Genomic DNA, 18244 nt, shown 5'->3' with positions numbered 1-18244 from the left:
CGGATCATCTCTCATGCGGAGCCCTTTTTCCTCAATATCAACTGGATCATCGCGAACAGGCGATGAAACAGGTAGTCAACCTGATCCACATCGATGACCGGCACTTGATTGACTTCTGAATGACGAATGAGATGACTGTTTCCGATGGAATTCAATTCTGTCGCCTCTTCCTCCATTCGTGCCCGGAGTGATGGCTCTGCGGCGGTGGCATCAAGAATGATCTTGATAGACCGTTTCTTGTCGCCGGGGTCCGCAAGAGACTTGAGCCGCTCCCATCCATCCCACAAGCGCTCCAAGGCCTCGCGCCGTACCAGAGGATTCCGGTCAGAGAATTTTGCCCGACACTCATCCAGCATGTTATCGAGGGTCCGGTCTCCAGTCCGAAAAATTGTCCGCTTCAAATCTTCCCCAAGCACCGGCGGAAGCACGCGCACGATGCGGCCGGTCGACAACATCTCGAAAGCCACGCCGTTGCGCGAAAAGATGCGATTTACGGTCGACCGGAACTCTTCCTGTCCCGACTGTTGGTCGAAGGTCAAATGGTGGTGGCTGAAGAAATCGTGGTGTTTCCCGGGAATCGGCTTCGCCACCGAAGCGTAGATGAACTCGATGAAATCCATGATGAGCAGCGTGTCCGGCGCAAAGGGCTCTCGCTGCAACAGGAAACCTTCTTCCACCAGACACATGGTTTCGAGCGGCCAAGCAAACCCCGGCATCTCCGCAATCACGGAAGCGGCCAGAGCATCCGTATCGCAACCGCAAACGGCTTGTCCATCTGGACAGCGCTCGGGAAAACGCAACCCGAAGGCCCCGCTGTTGATCAAGGCCTGTACCGTTGCCACCAAACCAGCCCAAACGGCGGGTGAAATCACCTGCTCGGTTCGCGCCCGCGGCCCATTTTCCCGGTCGCTGAAATAGTCGTTCACGGAGCCGACTCCTTCGGCACGAGCGGTACGGCCTTCGCTGTCCCATTGACGATCTGTTCGAATCGCTCGACGTTGGCAAGTACCGCGTCAAGCTGTGGAACTTCTCCGAAAACCATGCCGGCCATCGCTGCGTAGTCTTTGGCGAGCGCTTCACACATCGCCGGACCGGGCATGAGCGTGAAGGTACCGGGTTCCGCGGCATCCAGCCCCAGGTCGGCACTGCCGAAGAAAAGCCTGGCGTGGTGAGCGCAATCTATAGCGAGTGCCTGATCGGCCTGCCACTCGGGCGATCCGCTTGCCTGCATCAGTTGGTGCACATCGTAATAGTGGCGCGAGACGCGCTGCCCGCCGTGCCGCAGTTCTCCGCGACGGTCGTGCCACTGCCGCAAGCCATGCAGGATGATGACCTTGTCCCAGAAGGTGCGCTCCGGCTTTACGGTGGTCACGTTGCTTACGGTGAGATCCAGCGCAGGCAAGTCCTGCGCAACGTATGGGGTGACCGTTGCCGCAATGTGGGGGTCGAGTGCCGACTTCGCACCGGACTCGATTTTCACGGCGGAGCGGATGTAGTCGTTGGTCGTGGGCGTGACGGCGGGATACCAGAACAGCAGGGTCTGGCCGTCTTTGTCGTCCGGATCGAGTTCCAGGTGGAAGCGGCCATCGGGAATGACGGCAGCGGCGATCTGAGTGAATTCATCCGCCAATGGGCCGGCGATGTAGGCTTGACAAGCCAGCCGGATGGCTTCGAGACGAGCCCGGCGCTTCTTGCCGCTCAAGGCGTCCAGTTCTGCCACCTCAGCGGCCTGTCCCAGATCGCCACGGAAAACCGTGATGTCGATGTCCTCGGAGAATCGGGAGATCAGGCCGAAGGCCTTGGACAGGGAAGTGCCCCCCTTGAACAAGAGCCGAGGTCCGCCAGTAGCCAATCCGTTGAACAAGGCATCCAGGGTCCAGCAGACCCAGAAGTCCTTCTCGACGTTCTGAACTGCCGTACCCAAGCGCGTGGCTGCGCCGAGAAACAAATCGAGTCGATCACCATCGGCAGCGGTGATGACATCGTGAAATGAAGGGTTCAACGGACCCCCCTTATGCCCTTGGCCCAAGATGAATCTGCCGGGGGCTTCACGCCGCTAGGCGCCTGCAAGGTCATGGGTACGGCCCCCAGTGGATCACAACCAGGTAGATCACGGACCAGACTTTGCATCCACGCCGGCAGCACGTTAAAGCCATCGCGCAGGTCCTGGCAGATCGCAGCCCCTTGGGCGGAATCGACGAGTAGTTGGCTTAGTCGGTTCACGATGTGGTCATGGTCGGAGATCAGCGTGTCCTTCAGCCAATGTAGGGCCTGCACAACTCGCATGGCGGGACGATCAGCCCAATAAAGGCGACTGGGGGCGGTTTGCTTGAAGTCGATGACAAGTTTGTCGAGCTTGATCGCCCGGCGACGTGCGTCGGTATGAAGGGTGACACGAGCCGGGACGGCATCCGTCAGGCCAAGATCGTTGGCTGCGGTCATCCCATCCACCAGCAGACGCAGTTGGTCGCGCCGCGCGATGGCATCGACAATCGCGCGATAGTCGGGAGTGCTAGGACGCTGGGTCAGACGGTTGATGCTGGGCTTGTCGTATAAACCTCGATCAATACGCCGCAGGTCACCCGCCAGCACCATGCGCTGGAGCGTCTTGTCGATCGCATCACGGTTGCCGAGATGTGCAAAGTCGGTCGGCACCCAGACATGGCCTGGACCGGCGGCATTGATTTGCGACGAGATGGCGGATTTGAGATCAGACATGGGGTTCCTTGTCCGATATTTGTATAATTTTTTCGGACAATTTGCAAGAAGTAATGTCCGAAAATTGTAGATCTATTTCGGACTGAGCGTAGCCATACTTCAAGCAACGCCAGCACCCCGTCGAATGGGCACCACGCTGGCGCTATTTTTGATCCAGGCATCCAACATGTCAGCCCAGGCCTGAAGCATGGTTCGACGCTGCTCGGCGTACTCAGCCTTGTTGTAAATAGCACGCACACCGCGCTGCTCATGCGCGAGGCATTTCTCGATCCAGTCGCTGTTAAAGCCGGCCTCATGCAGTAGCGTGCTGGCCGTGCGCCGCAAATCATGCACGGTGAAGGGATCAAAGTCCTCGCCCCGATCATGGACCACTTTCACGGTGGCGTCGATCACCCGGTTCAGCGTGGCCGAACTGATAGGCAACTCGGTCTCGTACCGTCCCGGATGCAGGTACGAACTGGCACTGAAGCAAGTTTTGAAGGCCACCAGAATATCGAGCGCCTGCTGGCTCAGGTACACGTTGTGCGGGCGCCCTGCCTTCATACGGTCCTTCGGGATCGTCCAGATTGCCGTCTCGAAGTTCACCTCGTCCCACTTAGCCTCGATGAACTCCGTCTTGCGAACCAATGTCAGCAACATGAACTTGACCGCTAGGCGCAACGTGGACATCGTCGCGGTCTGCTCAAGCGCCTTGAAAAAGGTATGAATCTCGGCCGGTGTTAGCGCTCTGTCGCGAGCTTTGAATGTGGCAATGGCACAGGGTCGAATCGACTCGGCGGGATTATCGATCTTCAATCCGCGGGCCTGAATGAAGCGAAATACCTGCAACACGATCTCGCGAGCGTGGACGGCCGGCGCTGCCGCGCCACGCTCTTTGATCTTCTCGCATCTGGCCATCAGACGCACCGGGGTGATTTCTTCCAGTTTCAGACGGCCAAATTCGTCCGCCAAGTTGCGATCATAGACCGACTTACGCATAGCCTTTGTGGACTCGGCCAGATCAGCCTCTGCGAAGTACTTTTCTGCCCAACTACCAAACGTGAGCGCGTCAGCAGCTTCGGTCCGCTTCTCAACCTTGGAACGTGAGGGACTCTCGCCCTGCTCTATGGATCTGTGCGCCCGTGTCATCAATAGGCGCGCTTCTGCCAGAGACAGGGACATGCCGTAGTCCAACTCGTCCAGTTCGCGCGGCTTCTTGGCGCCGACTGTCGGGTCGTACTTGCCTATCACCAGGGTCTCGCGGCGTCCATTCACCCGGTAGTCAAACCGAAAACTGACAACCCCAGTCCGCGTAACAGCGACATAGAGCCCCTGCTGGTCGGCAACTTTGTAAATCTTCCCAGTGGGCTTCAACGCCCTTAACTGCATGTCAGTGAGCATCTGATCCTCCGTAAACTGATACCGTCAACCGATACCGTCAACGTAGTTGACGGTATCAACTTGGGTCGTTCAAGGACCAGATCTCAATACCGTCAGCAATACCGACACTTTAGTCGGGCTTTGCCAGGACGGCGTGAGACGACTTGAGACGCTAACTGGTTGTTATAGCGGGTAAATTGCTTTAAAACCGGACGGCGTGAGACGACTTGAAATGATGATATTTTATTCCCACTCGATAATTGCGAAAGTGCTCGAACATTGCGTACTCGATGTCAGAAGTCGCACAGATCGGCTGGAATCGGACAGATGGCAAATGAGGAATCGTTGCGGAAAGCTCGTGAGCCACGGCTCTCGCTTCTGTTAGGTCTGCGATTACAGCTCTAGAAAGATGAGCTAATGTTACGATGGTTTCAGTCAGATCGCGGTTTCCGGGCTTCTCAAAATCGCACAACACCGGTATGCACCCGATCGATCTAATATATGTCCGCAATTCATTAAGAATGGACATACGCTCTTCCGTGAACCTGCCCAATATCAATACTAGCTTCGTGCTAATGGTATCAATGACACTACGTACCTTCTTGTTGTTAAGCAATAGGTACATGAATTGTGCAAGCTCAATATTGTCAGTTACGATTGGATCGCTCCCGCGAGGCGTAATGGCAAGGTTGTCTTGGTTAGCATCCACGACAACAATATCCCAAGCCGAGATTCCATATACTGAGCAATTAGAAATATTTGCTCGTGACAGGTCCGTCTTGACCAGCGTCGCATGATCCAATATGGCGCCTTGAAGGTTGCTCTCAACGCAATTCGCGCCATTTAGGTTCGCGCCGCGAAAGTTCGCCGATGTTAAATCGGCGTTCCTGAAATTCGCCCCTGCAAAATTACTCATCTCCGCAAGAATTTTTTCTGCTGTTATAGATTGCAGGTTTGCGCCCGCAAAGTTGGCTTTTCTTAGAGAGGTGTTTTTGGTTCGAGGCGACGAATAGCGGTCTGCACGTTTTAGTGTTGTATCCAATAAATCCGGAAGTTCGAGCCGAGCTCCTTCCAAGTCTGCTTTCTTGAAATTTGCACCATCTAATAAGGCGCCCCTTAGATCACAACCGACAAGACATGCGCCCTCAAAGTTTGCTCCTTCTAGGCACGCGTCCCTGAGATCGGCGTTATTCAGAGAAATGCCGCGAAAGTCGGCGCCAGCCAAATTGGCGTCTCTCAAGTCTATGCCGGGAATATCCGTTCGGAGGATTGCTTGCGACAGATCGATGGAGGCAAACCAATGATGGCCATTGCGCCACTGGTTCCAATGTTTTACGCCGTAAAGCAGTTTATCTTGATGTTCTTTTCTCATGCGTCGGTCTGCCCGAAGAATGCCTGCTGCTGGAAGAACAAGGTGTGCAACTGTAAAATCAACTAAGGTAAGCTGCCGCCTTGCATGCATAGCCTGTAAATTGTGCAGTCATTCAATATCGATCGCTAGTAAACGGCCGACGAATTTTTCTCATTACGAAGCGCTTCCGCTGTGCTGTTTAGGGGCATGCCGTTCCACACAACTCATTTAGCATTGTAGATCACCTGCATATGCTCCATTCCCTCGACGAAGTCTCGCAAACGCTGCATGCCCAGCCAGAGGGTTTTGACGCCGGGTTCGCCATCGCTTTTTCGGCCGAGAAAGCCGCCGAGCATGGCGATTTGTCGAACGACTTCGCGAATCGACGGCGCGGTCTTGGGGATGGCCTTCTTCGCCAGAATATAAGCGCCTTTCCACTCGGTCTCGGTGAAGAGCACGCTGGCTTCCAGGTCGGGATGGGTTCGACCCAGTTGGACCAAACGGGCCAGCCGCCAGGAAACCACCAGATAGACGGCCAATGCCAGTTCCAGCTTGGCAACGCTGCCCAGTTGCAATGCTTCAACCCGGCAACCGTTCTTGAGCACATGGAAGAAGGTCTCGATTTCCCAGCGGCAGCGATACCAGTCGATCAACTCGACTACGGCAGCAAGGCTCTCTGCCGCCCGGTTGGTCAGCAAACGCCATTCCACCGGCTTGCAGCCAGCCGGGGCACTGATCTCTCTGGCGATCAGACAGGTGACCGACAATTGACCACCCCGGCCATCCGGCAGACGGATCGGGCTTGCCCAAAGCTGTTGCCGGACTTCCCGCGCGGCTTGTCCCTGACGCGCGGCCATCATGAATTCGATCTCGCCCAAAGGCGCTCCGGCAAGCACGCTTGCCCACAATTTGCCGCCGTCCGGCAAACCACGGTTGTGTTGCGAGCGGATCAGCCAGTCAGCCGGCGTACCCCGTTGGTGCGCGCACTGCATCAATTCGAGGATGTCGGCTTCCGGGTCGGCGACATAGACGAGGCGGGTGCCAGGCATTTCCCGGGCGGTCTCGGCAATCCGTTGATAGCCTTCGATCCAGCGTCGGCTTTCGAGAATGCCGGGACGTTGGCCATCCTCTCCCTTGGCTTCCCGAGCCCACATCCAGGCATCCGTCACGCCGAGCGGCTCGCGATCCGGCGTCACCACATACGTCGGGTGCAGGTACATGCCGCGCTGGGCTTCGTGGGAGAGTGGCCCAAGGCCGGCCATCTCCTGCCCATTGAAATCCAGCTCGGTCGTGTCTTGCAGGCACAGGACCACCGGATGCTGGCGCATCCGGGCCTCGGTACAGGCCATATGCGGCGCCAGAATGTCCTGCCAGCCCAGCGCCCGCTTCCGGTCGCTCGACTGCTCGAAAAATCGGTACGCCGCCTGCGTTTCCGACCAATCGCCACACGCCCCAGGAATGCTGGCTGTCGGCTTGTCAGCAAAGCGTGTTGCCAGTTTCACCAGCCGTTGATTCAGCCGTTCATCACCCAATGCCGCTCCGGCAAATTCTTCCATCGCCCACGCCTCCATCGTTGTCTTTCCATAGAAAAGACAATCCGAAAGCAACGGGAGTACCAGATTGCTGCGGCCAACCGCAAAATCGGCAGGAAAAATCACGCGGCCAGACTATGCGAGTTGAGTTGTGTGGAACGGCATGGTTTAGGGGCCCTCATTCCTCACGATGGAGTTAGTCAAAAGGGACGATTCGTGTATCAAAGAAGTTACTTTTTGGCCGGGGTTTGTGGCCGATGACCGGTAAGCGCTCCATTCCAGCCGCTAGAATCTCATTTCGCCAATGACGGCTTCGGCCGAGGTCCCGCCTGATGCGGGCAGCATGAGGCAGTTGCTCGGCCAAAGCCGTCGGTGGCAGGCCAGTGAACCACCGGCCGGTGGAGCGCAGTGAACCGTCATTGGCCTAAGAGCTTCGCCGAAAGGCTGCTTTCGCTGGCATGCTACGGCCGGATCGTGTCCCAGCGGAAGTAGCTAGCTTTGGGAAGCGGACATCCATGAATCGGAATATGAGAAGCCCTCACGGACTCCCCCTAGCCCACCACCGGGCGTACCGGTCACGTATCTGGCGATTTGGCACACCAAGTCGTTATGCATAAGGTCGCAGGGTACCACCGCTGCATTTCAACCGGAGCCTCACCTTCTGCCGCTCCTACCTTGGTTTTATCCTAGCCATGAGACTACCGATCCTGGGCTCGCCGGATGCATTACCTCGGTGCATTGGCAAACAAGCACTCCTCTGTTTCAATCCCTCACTTCACGACGACGCCCTTGCCCTGCTCCTTGACTTCGGCTCTGCAAAAACCTGGCCATTGGACTTCCATCGATGAAGTAACGCGCCATGCCCGGCGCACACGTTCGACAAGAGGTGCATCCGACAGCTGGCGAAGCCTATTATTGAACGTCCCCTCGATGGAAGGGTTGGGCGTCATCTCCCGCAAGGAACAGAAAGTTAACCTTACGTGTTATGAGGGGACCCCAAGTGCGAACTCTAGCCATTATGAGACAGTTTTCGGCTGCCCCCCCGAGCTCCATAGCGTCTGGATCGCACCTGCAAATTGAGCGGCGTCATCTTCAATGTCGCTCAGGTCGACGATTTGGCCAAACCCCATGGCTCGGAGGTCCATCTCTGTCGTGTCATGCACCTTGTCAAACTCCGACGGTGGATGGATTAGCTCTTCCAGGACTTCGAAGATATCGGCGTGCCCGATTTTCGGTGTGGCGAGGACGGCGATGGTCTCGTTTACGCGAGACAGTTCCCGGATTGCGTGGATCTCATGCGCAAGCCCTTCTGTCGCGAGGTGAGATCCGCGCGGAACAATCAGGATGATCGCGGCGGCCTCTGCGATCAGGCAGAAAACCGGCAATTGCCAGTTCTGCTCGGTGACGAAAAGCTTTGCCGGACCTGCCGGCGGATTGAGGTCGGTAACGTTGAACGCAGTCACCACGTTAAGATCTCGCGGCAGCGCATGGTAGATCTGGTCGACGACATGAACATCGCTCGGGTGTGTACAGGTCGTGCGATAGCCCATGCGCGGATCCTGGGTGACGCCCATGAGGCCGAGATAGAACGATGAGGTCTCCGCCGTCGTTGCGTCCAGCGAGAACGCGCGCAGAACTAGGACAAAGCGCGCCTCGTCAGACATACGCGCCGAGAGAATCGCCTTTGCCGTCGCCGACGAGTTGATGATCCTGTCTTTCGCGATCTCCTCCTCGACCCACTGACGAAGTCCAAGCAACACCTGTCTGGCTCCTTCGAACACGAGCGGCTCGGTAGTTGCCACGCCTTCGGCCTCCATTTGCCTCCAATCGCGTTCGGCCTCGAGCAAGAATCGCTCGTGGAGTGCGTTCCCCCGTTCTGGCGAATAGTCGGGAGTCTCGGTCGCGAAGCGGGTGAGGAATTCGCGGCGCCGGCTGGCGTCACCCGCGAGGCTCAACGCCTCCTCGAGGGGACGTGCCTTGGCCATGCTCCGCTGCCGCTGGGCGATCAATCGATCGACCACGGTTTCGGGGCCATGGACGCGAGCTTCGGCAAGGAGGGTGGAGATGGTGCTCGCCGTCGCGCCCAGGACGTGCGATGGCAGGTCGCGAAGCTCGGCCAGCGACGCCTTGACATCGTCTTCGGTCACTTCGGTCGGTCGCGCCGGCACGCGAAGGTAAGTCCGCAGGCCTTCCAGGATGAGTTCGTGCTGCGAGCCGAACAGCCCCTGAATCAACCGGGTGATCGCCATCTGCCGTTGCAAGTCGACGAATTGGTCAACGTGAATCCCGCGCTTCAATCCCCAATATCCACTCCAGGGAATCGACATTTCCGCTTCGGATGGTCTGCCGGAGAAGCGTTGCCACAGTGTTTCGGCCAGCTGGAATTGAACCTGCTGCAGGTCACCCGCTGCATTCAATGCATTCGGGCACACACGGACCGGACGATCGGAGAACGCGCCGACCCTCGCGGTGAACGCCAGCTGTACCTTGTAGACCGTCGCGCAGCCGGGGCAACGCTCCTCGCCTCGCGCCATGCGTTCGAAGCGCCTGAGGCTCGGCGTCGGAACATCTGCGTCGATGGCGATCGGTACCACCGGGCTGAGCGCAGCTTCGCAGCGCGAGCATCTAAGATCGATCGTGGCGAATGTCGATCCGTCCTCTTTGGGCAGGACGGTCAGCCATTGGCGGGCCTGTGCGTCGATGTTTTGATGCAGCAGCAAGGTCACGACGAGTTCGCTCGCTGATTCGCTCTGCCGTGGCAGTCGACCGCGATACACCGCGCAGCCGATCCGTTCGGGGTCTTCAGTCGGTGGCGCAGGTCCTTCGCTGGTCACGCAATCGAGTGCCTGCAACCTCCAATACACGGACTCGACGTGCTGTCCCAAGGCGGTTCTTGTGGCCTCGGACACCGCGCCAAGCGCTTCGTCGATCGCCTTGTGAGCTCGCCCGCGCGGCCACGGACGGCCAGGCTGCGCCAACATGGCCGCGATGCTAGCGAGGTTCACATTGGCGGTCAATCGCTCCTCGCCTTCGCTGACGTCTATGGCCTGGCCGAGCACGTCCAGGCACCGCTCGGCCAGGTCCATCTCCCCACGGCGAGTCACCCGCCGAGCCAGCGCAATGCCGAGGAGCCGGAGCACCGGCGGGACCAGAGACGCTTCGCTCGTTTCGCTCGTTTCGCTCGCTGCGCGCGCATGTGCCAGTGCAGTCTCGAAGGCTGCACATGCCCGCACGAGATCATCGCCTGCCGGACCTTCCGCAGCATCTCCATCGTCTTCGTCCGTGCCGATCAGGGTGCTGCCGACCAGTTTGAACGCATTGGCGCCGATCGTGTGGTCTTCGGCAGTGGCGGCCAAGGCTGCGGCTTCTTCTGCCAGCAGTCGTACGCGTTCGAGGAGGGAATGAAGCCCGTCCGGCGACACCGTGGACTCGGTCTTCATCAGCGCGTTGGCGCGCTTGAGTTGCACGTTGGCGCGTAGGTGAGGATCAGCTGCAAAGTCTCGAGCGCTTTCGAAATCGTCCAGATACGCCATGTAGCGATTGGCCAGTTTCTCCGGCCACGGCGCTGGAATCGATACCATTTCATTCAGAATCTGCGCTGCAACCAGGGCTGTCTGGCCTTGATCGCCGATCGTCTTGAAAGCAGAAAGCGCGCGATTCAGACAGCGAACGACGCCATTTACCCGAGCGAAATTCTCGGCATCCGGCCGCAGCGCCATCAGTTCGCCCGCCAAGAGGTTCAGGCTGCCCCAGGCGGCAGCGTCGCGAGCCTCGCTGTGAATCATCAGCGCCTCGTTCATTTTTCGCTCGGCCCCCATCGAACCACTGGCGCATCTCGTCAGGCGAGCCCATACAAGCGCGCAGGCGCTGGATTGCAATTCTGACGAGGTAGGTTGCGGCTTCCGCCGCCTGGGTCGTCAATCCCGACAGCCGATAGCATCGGTGAGCGGTCGAGAACAGCTCATCAAGCCGAGATAAGGTCGCGGCATCGTCAGGCAGCACGCCGCGCTGGATCATGAACCTCGCCGCATTGAAGGACATCGGCCCGAGGTGGGGCGGCGCTGCTCTGTACCTTCGGTGTGGCCCATCGCATCCAGGCAGGCCTGTGTTGCGTCCGTCAGCTGATCAGGGCGGAGATGATCTGCTGCACGCATGTAGGCCGATGCCCGCAGGCCGCTGATGGCTTGTGCAGTCTCCGGCGGGTAATCAACGGGGAGAGCTGTCGTGGCATCGTCCCAAGTGAACCAGTATGCGTGTGAGCTCGTTGCTCGTTCGACCGCCTTGCATGTCAATGAGCAGGCTGGCAGCGCACGCATGGAGGGCAAGCAACCAACCCAAGTGGCCTGACAAGTCGAACTCGGTCAGCAACCGGTCGGCATCCGCCGCAAACTGCAGTCGTTCGGAGTCGTCGAGATCCTTCCCTTCCATCTGTTTAAAAAAGTCCGGAATGCACTGGGTCGGATCGCGTTGCTTCATGCGACTTATCGTGTCGTTGGTCTCCATTCCACGTCTCCATTCTTGGCGCATTGCGCGATCCATTCAAGTCGGATGCCGCAAAAACCACTTCACTTTCAAGTGAATCGAGGTCCAAAGAATTACAACCGGACAGGTGCTACCCCACTTCTTTGAGCGGTTTGTAGAAGCTTTTGTTTCAACCCATGGCACCTATTTGTGCTCAGGCGCTATTTGACCGGTCGAGCGGAACAAGCGTAATCGTTCACTCCCCCTTAAGAAAAGCTGCCAGGCCAATGATTTGTATGACAGAATCCGACTCTTGAGGACGACGAGACAGAGCCGGCAGGATGCGCCTGAGCAAGCATGACCTTTTCCAAATGGACGACGAGTGGCTCAAGAAGCTACCGGCGGAACTATTGCTGGAGGTGTCGAAGCGTCTGCTGCATGACGTCAAGGAGTTACAGGACCGGCTGAATCGGAACCCGACCAACAGTTCATGTCCGCCGACTAGCCAAGCGCCGTGGGAGAAGGCGGGCGATGCGGCGAAGGACAAGGAGACGCCAGCCGAGAGCGGCACGGCAGACGCTACCGCGACCGACACGGTGGGAGATTTGCCGAAAGAGACGGCAGGAACCAGCCCGGCTGTTGCCAACGGCCCCTCGCCCGGGAAAGGTTCGGGGAAGTCGCCCGGCAGGCAACCCGGCAGTCCGGGCCATGGGCGCACGCAGAAACTGGCGGTGACCGCCACGTGTGAGCACCGCCCTGAAAGCTGCACGGCTTGTGGGCTAGCGCTGGCGGCGGACGCCGGGTCGCAGGCTTACACGGCTTGGGACGAAATCGACATCGCGCCGCAGGTCGAGGGCCTGATCGGGCTGACGTTCAGTGTCACGCGTCACCGTTTGCTTGAAGTGCGCTGCGCCTGCGGCCATGTCAGTCGTGCACTGCCGTGGCGGGCGCCAGCGGACGACCAGTGGGAGACGACTGAACTGGGCGAGTGGCGCTTGGTGGGTCCTCGCTTGGCCGGAGTCATCGTTCTGCTCGCGCTGCGCATGCGCCTGTCCCGGGCGAGCATCCGCGAACTGCTGAGGGAAGTGTTCGATCTGACGCTGAGCGCCGGCGTGATCGACGAGACGATCCGCGAAGCCGGGCGTGCCAGTTTGCCGCTGGAGGATGCCTTGGTAGCCGACCTCGTGCAGACAACACAATTGCATGTGGATGAAACGTCGTGGCCAGAATCCGGTGTACTGCTGTGGCTGTGGGCTCTGGTCACCCCCCACACCGTACTCTTCCTCATTGGCCCGCGCAGCCGGGAAATGCTGGAGAACGCCCTGCAAGACGGCTATCACGGCATTCTGATCAGTGACGGTTACGTGGTCTATCGCGCCTGGGAAAACCGCCTGCGCTGCTGGCCGCACCTGATGCGCAAGCTGCGGGGCCTGGCCGAATCGAGCGATCACCGAGTATCTGGGGTCGGGCAGGAGATGCAAGGGATCATGAAAACGCTGATGGCCGCCATCTACGCGGCGCGGACCGATCCGCCGCCAGAAGCACTGCCCTTACGCCACGCAGCCGACGTTGACCGGCTGCAGCACCTGTGCGAAACGCATCGGACGGATCGCCACGAGGTACTGGGCGGCGTCGTGCGCGAGTTCCTCTACGACTGGACCGTGATCTTCCGTCCGCTTGCCGAGCCTCACCTCCCGCTCTCCAACAACGCCGCCGAACAGGCGCTACGGCACTGGGTGATTTCGCGCCACATCAGTCACGGCACGCGCTCTGAACAGGGCTCCCGCGCCTTTGCTCTGCTCGCCAGCCTTATCGAAACCTGTCGCCGTCGCGCCGCTTCTGCCTGGCAGTACCTCGCCACCGTCATCGCCGCCGCTCGCAAGGGTTTGCCGCTTCCCGCCATCCCTGTCATCCCGGCAACAGCGTAGGGGGAGTGAACGATTACGAACAAGCCCTATTCGTCATACTCGGCAACAGGACAAAATAAACCTCTTGGCATCGCAGGAACTAGCGAGTAATAATGATATTCCAATAACTCTTTGGCAAGCTGTTCGTTTTTTTTGATCTTGGAGGGAAATATGCCCATCGTTTTTGTGCATGGAGTCAATAATCGCCAAGAGGACGCTGGCTTTGCTTCATGTCAGTCTCAGATTGAAACCTATCTAAAGAATATCTTTGCACCCCGTGTTGGATTAGATTCATCCCTCGTCTCCGTTTTCTTTCCATACTGGGGCGGGCATGGAGTAAAGTTCAGGTGGAATCAAGCATCGCTTCCCTTGAGTTCAGATGCCGTTGAGTCATTTACCTTGAATGCACTCGGCCCTGATTCCAGCGACCTGGAAATGTGGATTGGTGAAGCGCGCTACCAGCACGGTCCCATTGTTGTCAGCTTAGGACAGGTTAGTCGGACAAAAGGCTTCGAAGCCGCTATTGACTTGGTCTGGGACACTGCATCGGCAGTTGCACAACAATCGAATGGGTACGAGGATGTGGTTGAAGGGTACGCTGCATCGATAGCCTTTGCGAAGGCGCAACCTGCGCCGCTTTGGGCGCTACAGGGACAACCTCTAACAAATGAAGCGTTCGTGCTCAAGTTGCTTCAGGAGATCGAGCCATACCGGCCTTCAAAGTCAGGCGAAGCACACGAATCACTCGGGTTGTCGGATTGGTTTCAGTCGCTCAAGGAGGCCGTGAGCCGCTTGGGCTCGGCTCCGACGGACGCAGCGACTTCACTATTGGTCGGGCTAGGACGTAAGTCCGTGCACGAGAAAGCCACACGGTTCCTCGGGGATATTTTTGTTTATTTGAGCGAGCGCGGTACCGTAGATGCTCTTGGGGCCATAGTAAAAGACGTTCTGAACGAACTCATACTAGCCAATGCCGCCAGAAAACCGGGCGACGATAAACTCATCGTCATTGGGCACAGCCTGGGCGGGGTTATCGTCTATGACATCTTGACCTATTTCAAGCCAGATCTGAAGGTAGACGTATTTGCCTCCGTTGGCTCGCAAGTCGCGGTATTCGAGGAAATGACTCTTTACCGTGCCAGTAAGCTCGGTGTTCCTCCCAATCCACCCGCAGACCGCTTGGCAAGCCGAAAGGCATCGGGAAGTGGCTGAATGTCTTCGACACTAACGACGTATTTTCATTTCGTACACAAGGTGTATTTGAGGGGCCGACAGACTATCAATTCGATACAGGATACGGTCTTTTACAGGCGCATGGTGGCTATTTCGCTCGTCCTAGCTTCTATAAGCGGCTTGCAGCACGACTTTCATAGGACTGAGTCATGAGCCTCGTGTTTGAGTCGGATGCTTTAAAGCTAAACTCGACAGCACCTGCCACACATGTGCTGCTGGTCGCTTGCGGTGAGTATCCTGACCTTGCAAAAGCCGGGTATGGTGGGCTGGCGCCGCTGACATCCCCTCGTCAGTCTGTCGACGCGATGGCTAACTGGTTTTTGAGTGGCGTCGATGGCATGTTTCCCTCTGTTGGCCTACCTGCTGAGCAGGCATTTCATAATCCCGAAGCGCCTCTGGGAAGCATTGAAATGTTGGCATCGCCAGCACATGACTACGTCACCCCGCTGGGCCAATCCAAACCGGTAACGCGATCCGTTCTCATCAACGTCCGCGAGGCTTATAAGCGATGGTTGAAACGGTTGGGGGAGAATCCGAACAGCCGCGGGGTATTCTATTTCTGTGGCCATGGGGTTGGTGACGGTGTTGACCAAGTGTTGATCGCCGATGACTTCGGCACGGATTCGGAGGCACCGTGGACTGCCACTTTCCACGTATCCAACACCTGCCAGGCATCGATTCGGAAGACTAAGGCGACCTTGCTATTCCTAATAGATGCGTGCATGGAGTTCAGCCCAGATCTGGTGTTTCAGATCAATGCTCCACAGGCGCTCGTTGACGGGAAGAAGAGCGGAGAGCCGCTCTGTACCGAGTGGCAGGTATTGAGAGCGACCACCACCAACCGCCAGGCCTACGCACAGCCCAACGACACTGCAAGGTTTACCGCCGCGCTACTGCAGGCACTGCGTGGTTACTGCGGACAGCAGCGTGCTGGTCAAATGTATTTTGATGTGACAGCAGCACAGCTTCGTGAAGCGACCTCTGCGTTTCTGTCAAAAATGCAGAAACCTGGTGATGCAAAGTGGCAGAAGCTAGGGTTATCTCAAGGCGACGGAACGTGGAACGTCGGCATCCATGTACTGACAAAACGGCCATCAGTCTTAGTCGAACTCGACATCAATCCCGTTGGGTTTCGCCCGGTAGCACAAGTGTTCATGGAACGAAATGGGACACCAAGAGATCTGAAAACGTTAAATGGTGGGCCGGCGCAGTTCGTGGTGCCAAGAGGTGATTGGACCTACGGTGCCTGTGCGGTGGGTAACTTGTTCCCCGAAAAACTGTGCACGGATCAACAACTGTCACAAGCGGTCGTTACCTACCGCTTTGATATCGCCTGAGGAACTGCGATGAAACAGCTAATAGTCTCAGTCCCAGGTGCATACAGCGATGAGCGTTTGCTGACGGTGCCCTTTGATGTATTGGGCCCGGATGGCGAACTGCTCGCCAATGGAATTGCCTCTCCAATAAACCACGAAGCCATCGTTCTTGAAGACAATGTTCAAAGGGTTCATGTGGTAGCCCGGCTACCCAACAACCAATGCGTACAGCGGGTATGTCGTTTGGATAGTGAGGTAAACGTCGTTCAGATTCCGATTGTTACAGATAGTCCGCACGAGTGGTTGCAATGGGTCACACCATTTCGTTCGCTGTCGCATTTGCGTTCGCAGCAGAGTGGCCAGCAGTCCGAACCGGTGAGGCGCATTGGTCAGGTTTGGATGACGCTGTGGGCATTGCGAAACGGGAGCTGGGCGGCAGAGGACGTTACTCCAAACGAACAAATGCGTGACATGGGAATGCGCCAAGTGTCATTAGACATTCCGGATGGGCAGCACTTGCTACAGGTTGGTGGCGATAGTGTGGCTTGGCGTCTGGTTTCGCTTCCGCCCCGAGGGTTGGTGCGTGTTGCATTGACGCGAAGCACCACCAACGAGGGTGACTCGATTGATGTCACGGTCGGGCGTAGCCACCCAATGAATGAGTTGATCATGTCCTACCTGACGCGTGGTGCTGCGATGGAGGCTTCGCTACTGGGTGATAACTGGAAGGCCGCGGATCTGATGCTCTACGAGAAGCTAGATGATCCGGTGTCTGCCGCCGCAGGAGCTTACTTTCTGCTAAAGCTCAAACGGTTAGATAGTCGGCGGCATTGGGTTGAAAATCTCGTCAACTGGTTCCCGTATCTTGCCGATAGCGCTATCGTTGCCGCAGCCTTGGCACTGCAAAGCAACGACTCAAATGAGGAAGAGGTTCGCGCTTATCTCAAACTAGCTGTTGATCGCGGACTTCCTGTCTTTGGACTTGGTGCCTCAATCTTGGTGGAAACAATGGCAGCGGTTCATCGGGGTGACAATGAATCGGAGATGTTTCGTGCGGCGTATAGATCTGCACAGATATATAACCAAGCGCGCTGCTCTAAGGGGGCGTACTTTGCGTTTTATGGCAGGAGCCCGGAACAGCCATCTTGGGGTCAGACATACGGAACCCCAGATAACCCATTGACTGAGTTAGCGGATTCTAATTATCCCAGTTGGCAACATAGTGTTCAAAAGCCACAAAGTATTGAACGCAAATTATTTGGGGTACGTGGAGTTGAAAATCGATTGATAGTCCATTCCTACCCAGTCATAAAGAGTCGCGATATTGCCGAAAATATGAGTATGCAGCGCCAGACTAAGGCTTTCAGCATTTTTGACGGCGATGAGTAGGCACCTTTGCTGACGACTTGCTTTCAAAAAGCTGGCGCTCAACATCTGAACCGCTACTAATAGTGGAGTAGTTGTGCACAATAAAAGCATTCGTCGCGACTTTGGCCTGACTTGGAAATCTCGTCTTGGCGAGGCGCGTGCGCGAGCCGCTGCCCGTGGCCCGCAATTGAGTAGAGAGCAGATCGCCAACCTGCAAGGCGAAGTTTTTTCTGTCGACGTTTCATCGCCGGAGAACATGGCCCTTCTGTGGTCGGGGAGAGACATCCTGACGGGAGTCCCCATGGACGAGGCGACACCTGATGGCTCGAAATGGTGGGACAAGCTCTCATGCCGCGAAGCGGAAGTATTCCGGGCACTTGGAATCGCTTGTTGTCTGGAAGACACGACTGGCGGAGAGTTCTTGATCGGCTCGCACCTGAACTACCCGGAAAAGGATCCACTTTTCTTGGTTGCTCGAAACTTGTGGGACGTCCTTTCGAGTCGTTTCGCTGGCGCTGCGACTGGACGGATTGAAATCATCGCTGAGGGCGCGTTCAACGATAGTGTGTTTAGGACCGTCGAACTTGAGACACTTCTCTCTAACGACAAAATAACAACGATAAATGGACTAGATCGAGAATATTTCCCATCCAACGCTGGTGACGCGTTTTCCCTTCTTCGACGCTGGGACGTAGAGCGTAGCTGGCGATATTCGGAGTTCATCAGCTCGACTTCCGACGCGACGCCTCATGAGCGCGCAACGGCCCTTGATGACTTCCGAGAAATTCAACTCTGGTACGAGCAAGACTTCTTCGAGCACCTCGGACCAAGTCGCGAACTCCAAGCCTTGCCCAAAGAGGTGATTGACGCCGTGGACCAGTCCAAAGCGGCTGGTGCTTGGAAGTACTCTACAGAATGGCGGGAATTCATTCGACAGGCGGAAGAAGAACTGTAAAGCGATCCGTATTGCACACGCAAGATCATAACCACCAAAATGGG

At 57.2% G+C, this 18244-nt stretch carries 13 protein-coding genes; 5 read left to right on the top strand and 8 right to left on the bottom strand.

The genetic code is table 11. The features are described 5' to 3' along the window. Positions 1–11: 11 nt before the first annotated feature. From V5B44_RS04330 to V5B44_RS04295, 8 genes are all read right to left on the bottom strand, one after another. Entirely contained in the window at positions 12–926 is a 915-nt protein-coding gene (locus V5B44_RS04330) for an AbiJ-NTD4 domain-containing protein (protein WP_332357915.1), read from the bottom strand. Then, the gene (locus tag V5B44_RS04325; RefSeq protein ID WP_332357914.1) at positions 923–2002 is read right to left on the bottom strand and encodes a nucleotidyl transferase AbiEii/AbiGii toxin family protein; all 1080 of its coding nucleotides are present in this window, start codon (positions 2000–2002) and stop codon (positions 923–925) included. The genes V5B44_RS04330 and V5B44_RS04325 overlap by 4 nt, the downstream gene beginning before the upstream one ends. Then, positions 1999–2718 (bottom strand): DUF6088 family protein, encoded by a 720-nt coding sequence (locus V5B44_RS04320; RefSeq protein WP_332357913.1) that lies wholly within the window; start codon positions 2716–2718, stop codon positions 1999–2001. The genes V5B44_RS04325 and V5B44_RS04320 overlap by 4 nt, the downstream gene beginning before the upstream one ends. A gap of 99 nt (positions 2719–2817) precedes the next feature. Beyond that, positions 2818–4098 (bottom strand): tyrosine-type recombinase/integrase, encoded by a 1281-nt coding sequence (locus tag V5B44_RS04315; RefSeq protein ID WP_332357912.1) that lies wholly within the window; start codon positions 4096–4098, stop codon positions 2818–2820. A gap of 181 nt (positions 4099–4279) precedes the next feature. Continuing rightward, positions 4280–5449 carry a pentapeptide repeat-containing protein gene (locus tag V5B44_RS04310; RefSeq protein WP_332357911.1) on the bottom strand — a complete coding sequence of 390 codons (1170 nt, stop codon included), beginning with the start codon at positions 5447–5449 and terminating at the stop codon, positions 4280–4282. A gap of 203 nt (positions 5450–5652) precedes the next feature. Next, positions 5653–6999: an IS4 family transposase gene (locus V5B44_RS04305; protein WP_434735413.1), complete on the bottom strand. Its 1347-nt coding sequence runs from the start codon at positions 6997–6999 to the stop codon at positions 5653–5655. A 977-nt stretch (positions 7000–7976) separates the two neighbouring features. Beyond that, positions 7977–10694: a hypothetical protein gene (locus V5B44_RS04300; RefSeq protein WP_332357909.1), complete on the bottom strand. Its 2718-nt coding sequence runs from the start codon at positions 10692–10694 to the stop codon at positions 7977–7979. Positions 10695–11166: 472 nt separating this feature from the next. After that, a complete protein-coding gene (locus V5B44_RS04295; protein ID WP_332357908.1) occupies positions 11167–11463 on the bottom strand; it encodes a hypothetical protein in 297 nt (98 codons plus the stop codon). Positions 11464–11762: 299 nt separating this feature from the next. Between V5B44_RS04295 and tnpC the strand changes: the two genes are divergently transcribed. The 5 genes from tnpC to V5B44_RS04270 all read left to right on the top strand — a co-directional run bounded on the left by tnpC (position 11763) and on the right by V5B44_RS04270 (position 18200). Further along, positions 11763–13349, top strand: coding sequence for an IS66 family transposase (tnpC, locus tag V5B44_RS04290; RefSeq protein ID WP_434735403.1), 1587 nt, complete (start codon positions 11763–11765; stop codon positions 13347–13349). A 150-nt stretch (positions 13350–13499) separates the two neighbouring features. After that, positions 13500–14540 carry a hypothetical protein gene (locus V5B44_RS04285; protein WP_332357906.1) on the top strand — a complete coding sequence of 347 codons (1041 nt, stop codon included), beginning with the start codon at positions 13500–13502 and terminating at the stop codon, positions 14538–14540. A gap of 170 nt (positions 14541–14710) precedes the next feature. Further along, on the top strand, positions 14711–15898 hold the full coding sequence (locus tag V5B44_RS04280; RefSeq protein WP_332357905.1) for a caspase family protein: 1188 nt from the start codon (positions 14711–14713) through the stop codon (positions 15896–15898). Positions 15899–15907: 9 nt separating this feature from the next. Then, positions 15908–17266 carry a hypothetical protein gene (locus V5B44_RS04275; protein WP_332357904.1) on the top strand — a complete coding sequence of 453 codons (1359 nt, stop codon included), beginning with the start codon at positions 15908–15910 and terminating at the stop codon, positions 17264–17266. Positions 17267–17339: 73 nt separating this feature from the next. After that, complete coding sequence (locus tag V5B44_RS04270; RefSeq protein ID WP_332357903.1) at positions 17340–18200, top strand: hypothetical protein; 861 nt, start codon at positions 17340–17342, stop codon at positions 18198–18200. Positions 18201–18244: the final 44 nt, after the last annotated feature.

This window comes from Candidatus Accumulibacter necessarius, assembly GCF_036625085.1.
Note: the sequence above shows the minus strand (reverse complement) of the source record. Positions and strands in the feature narration are given on the sequence as shown.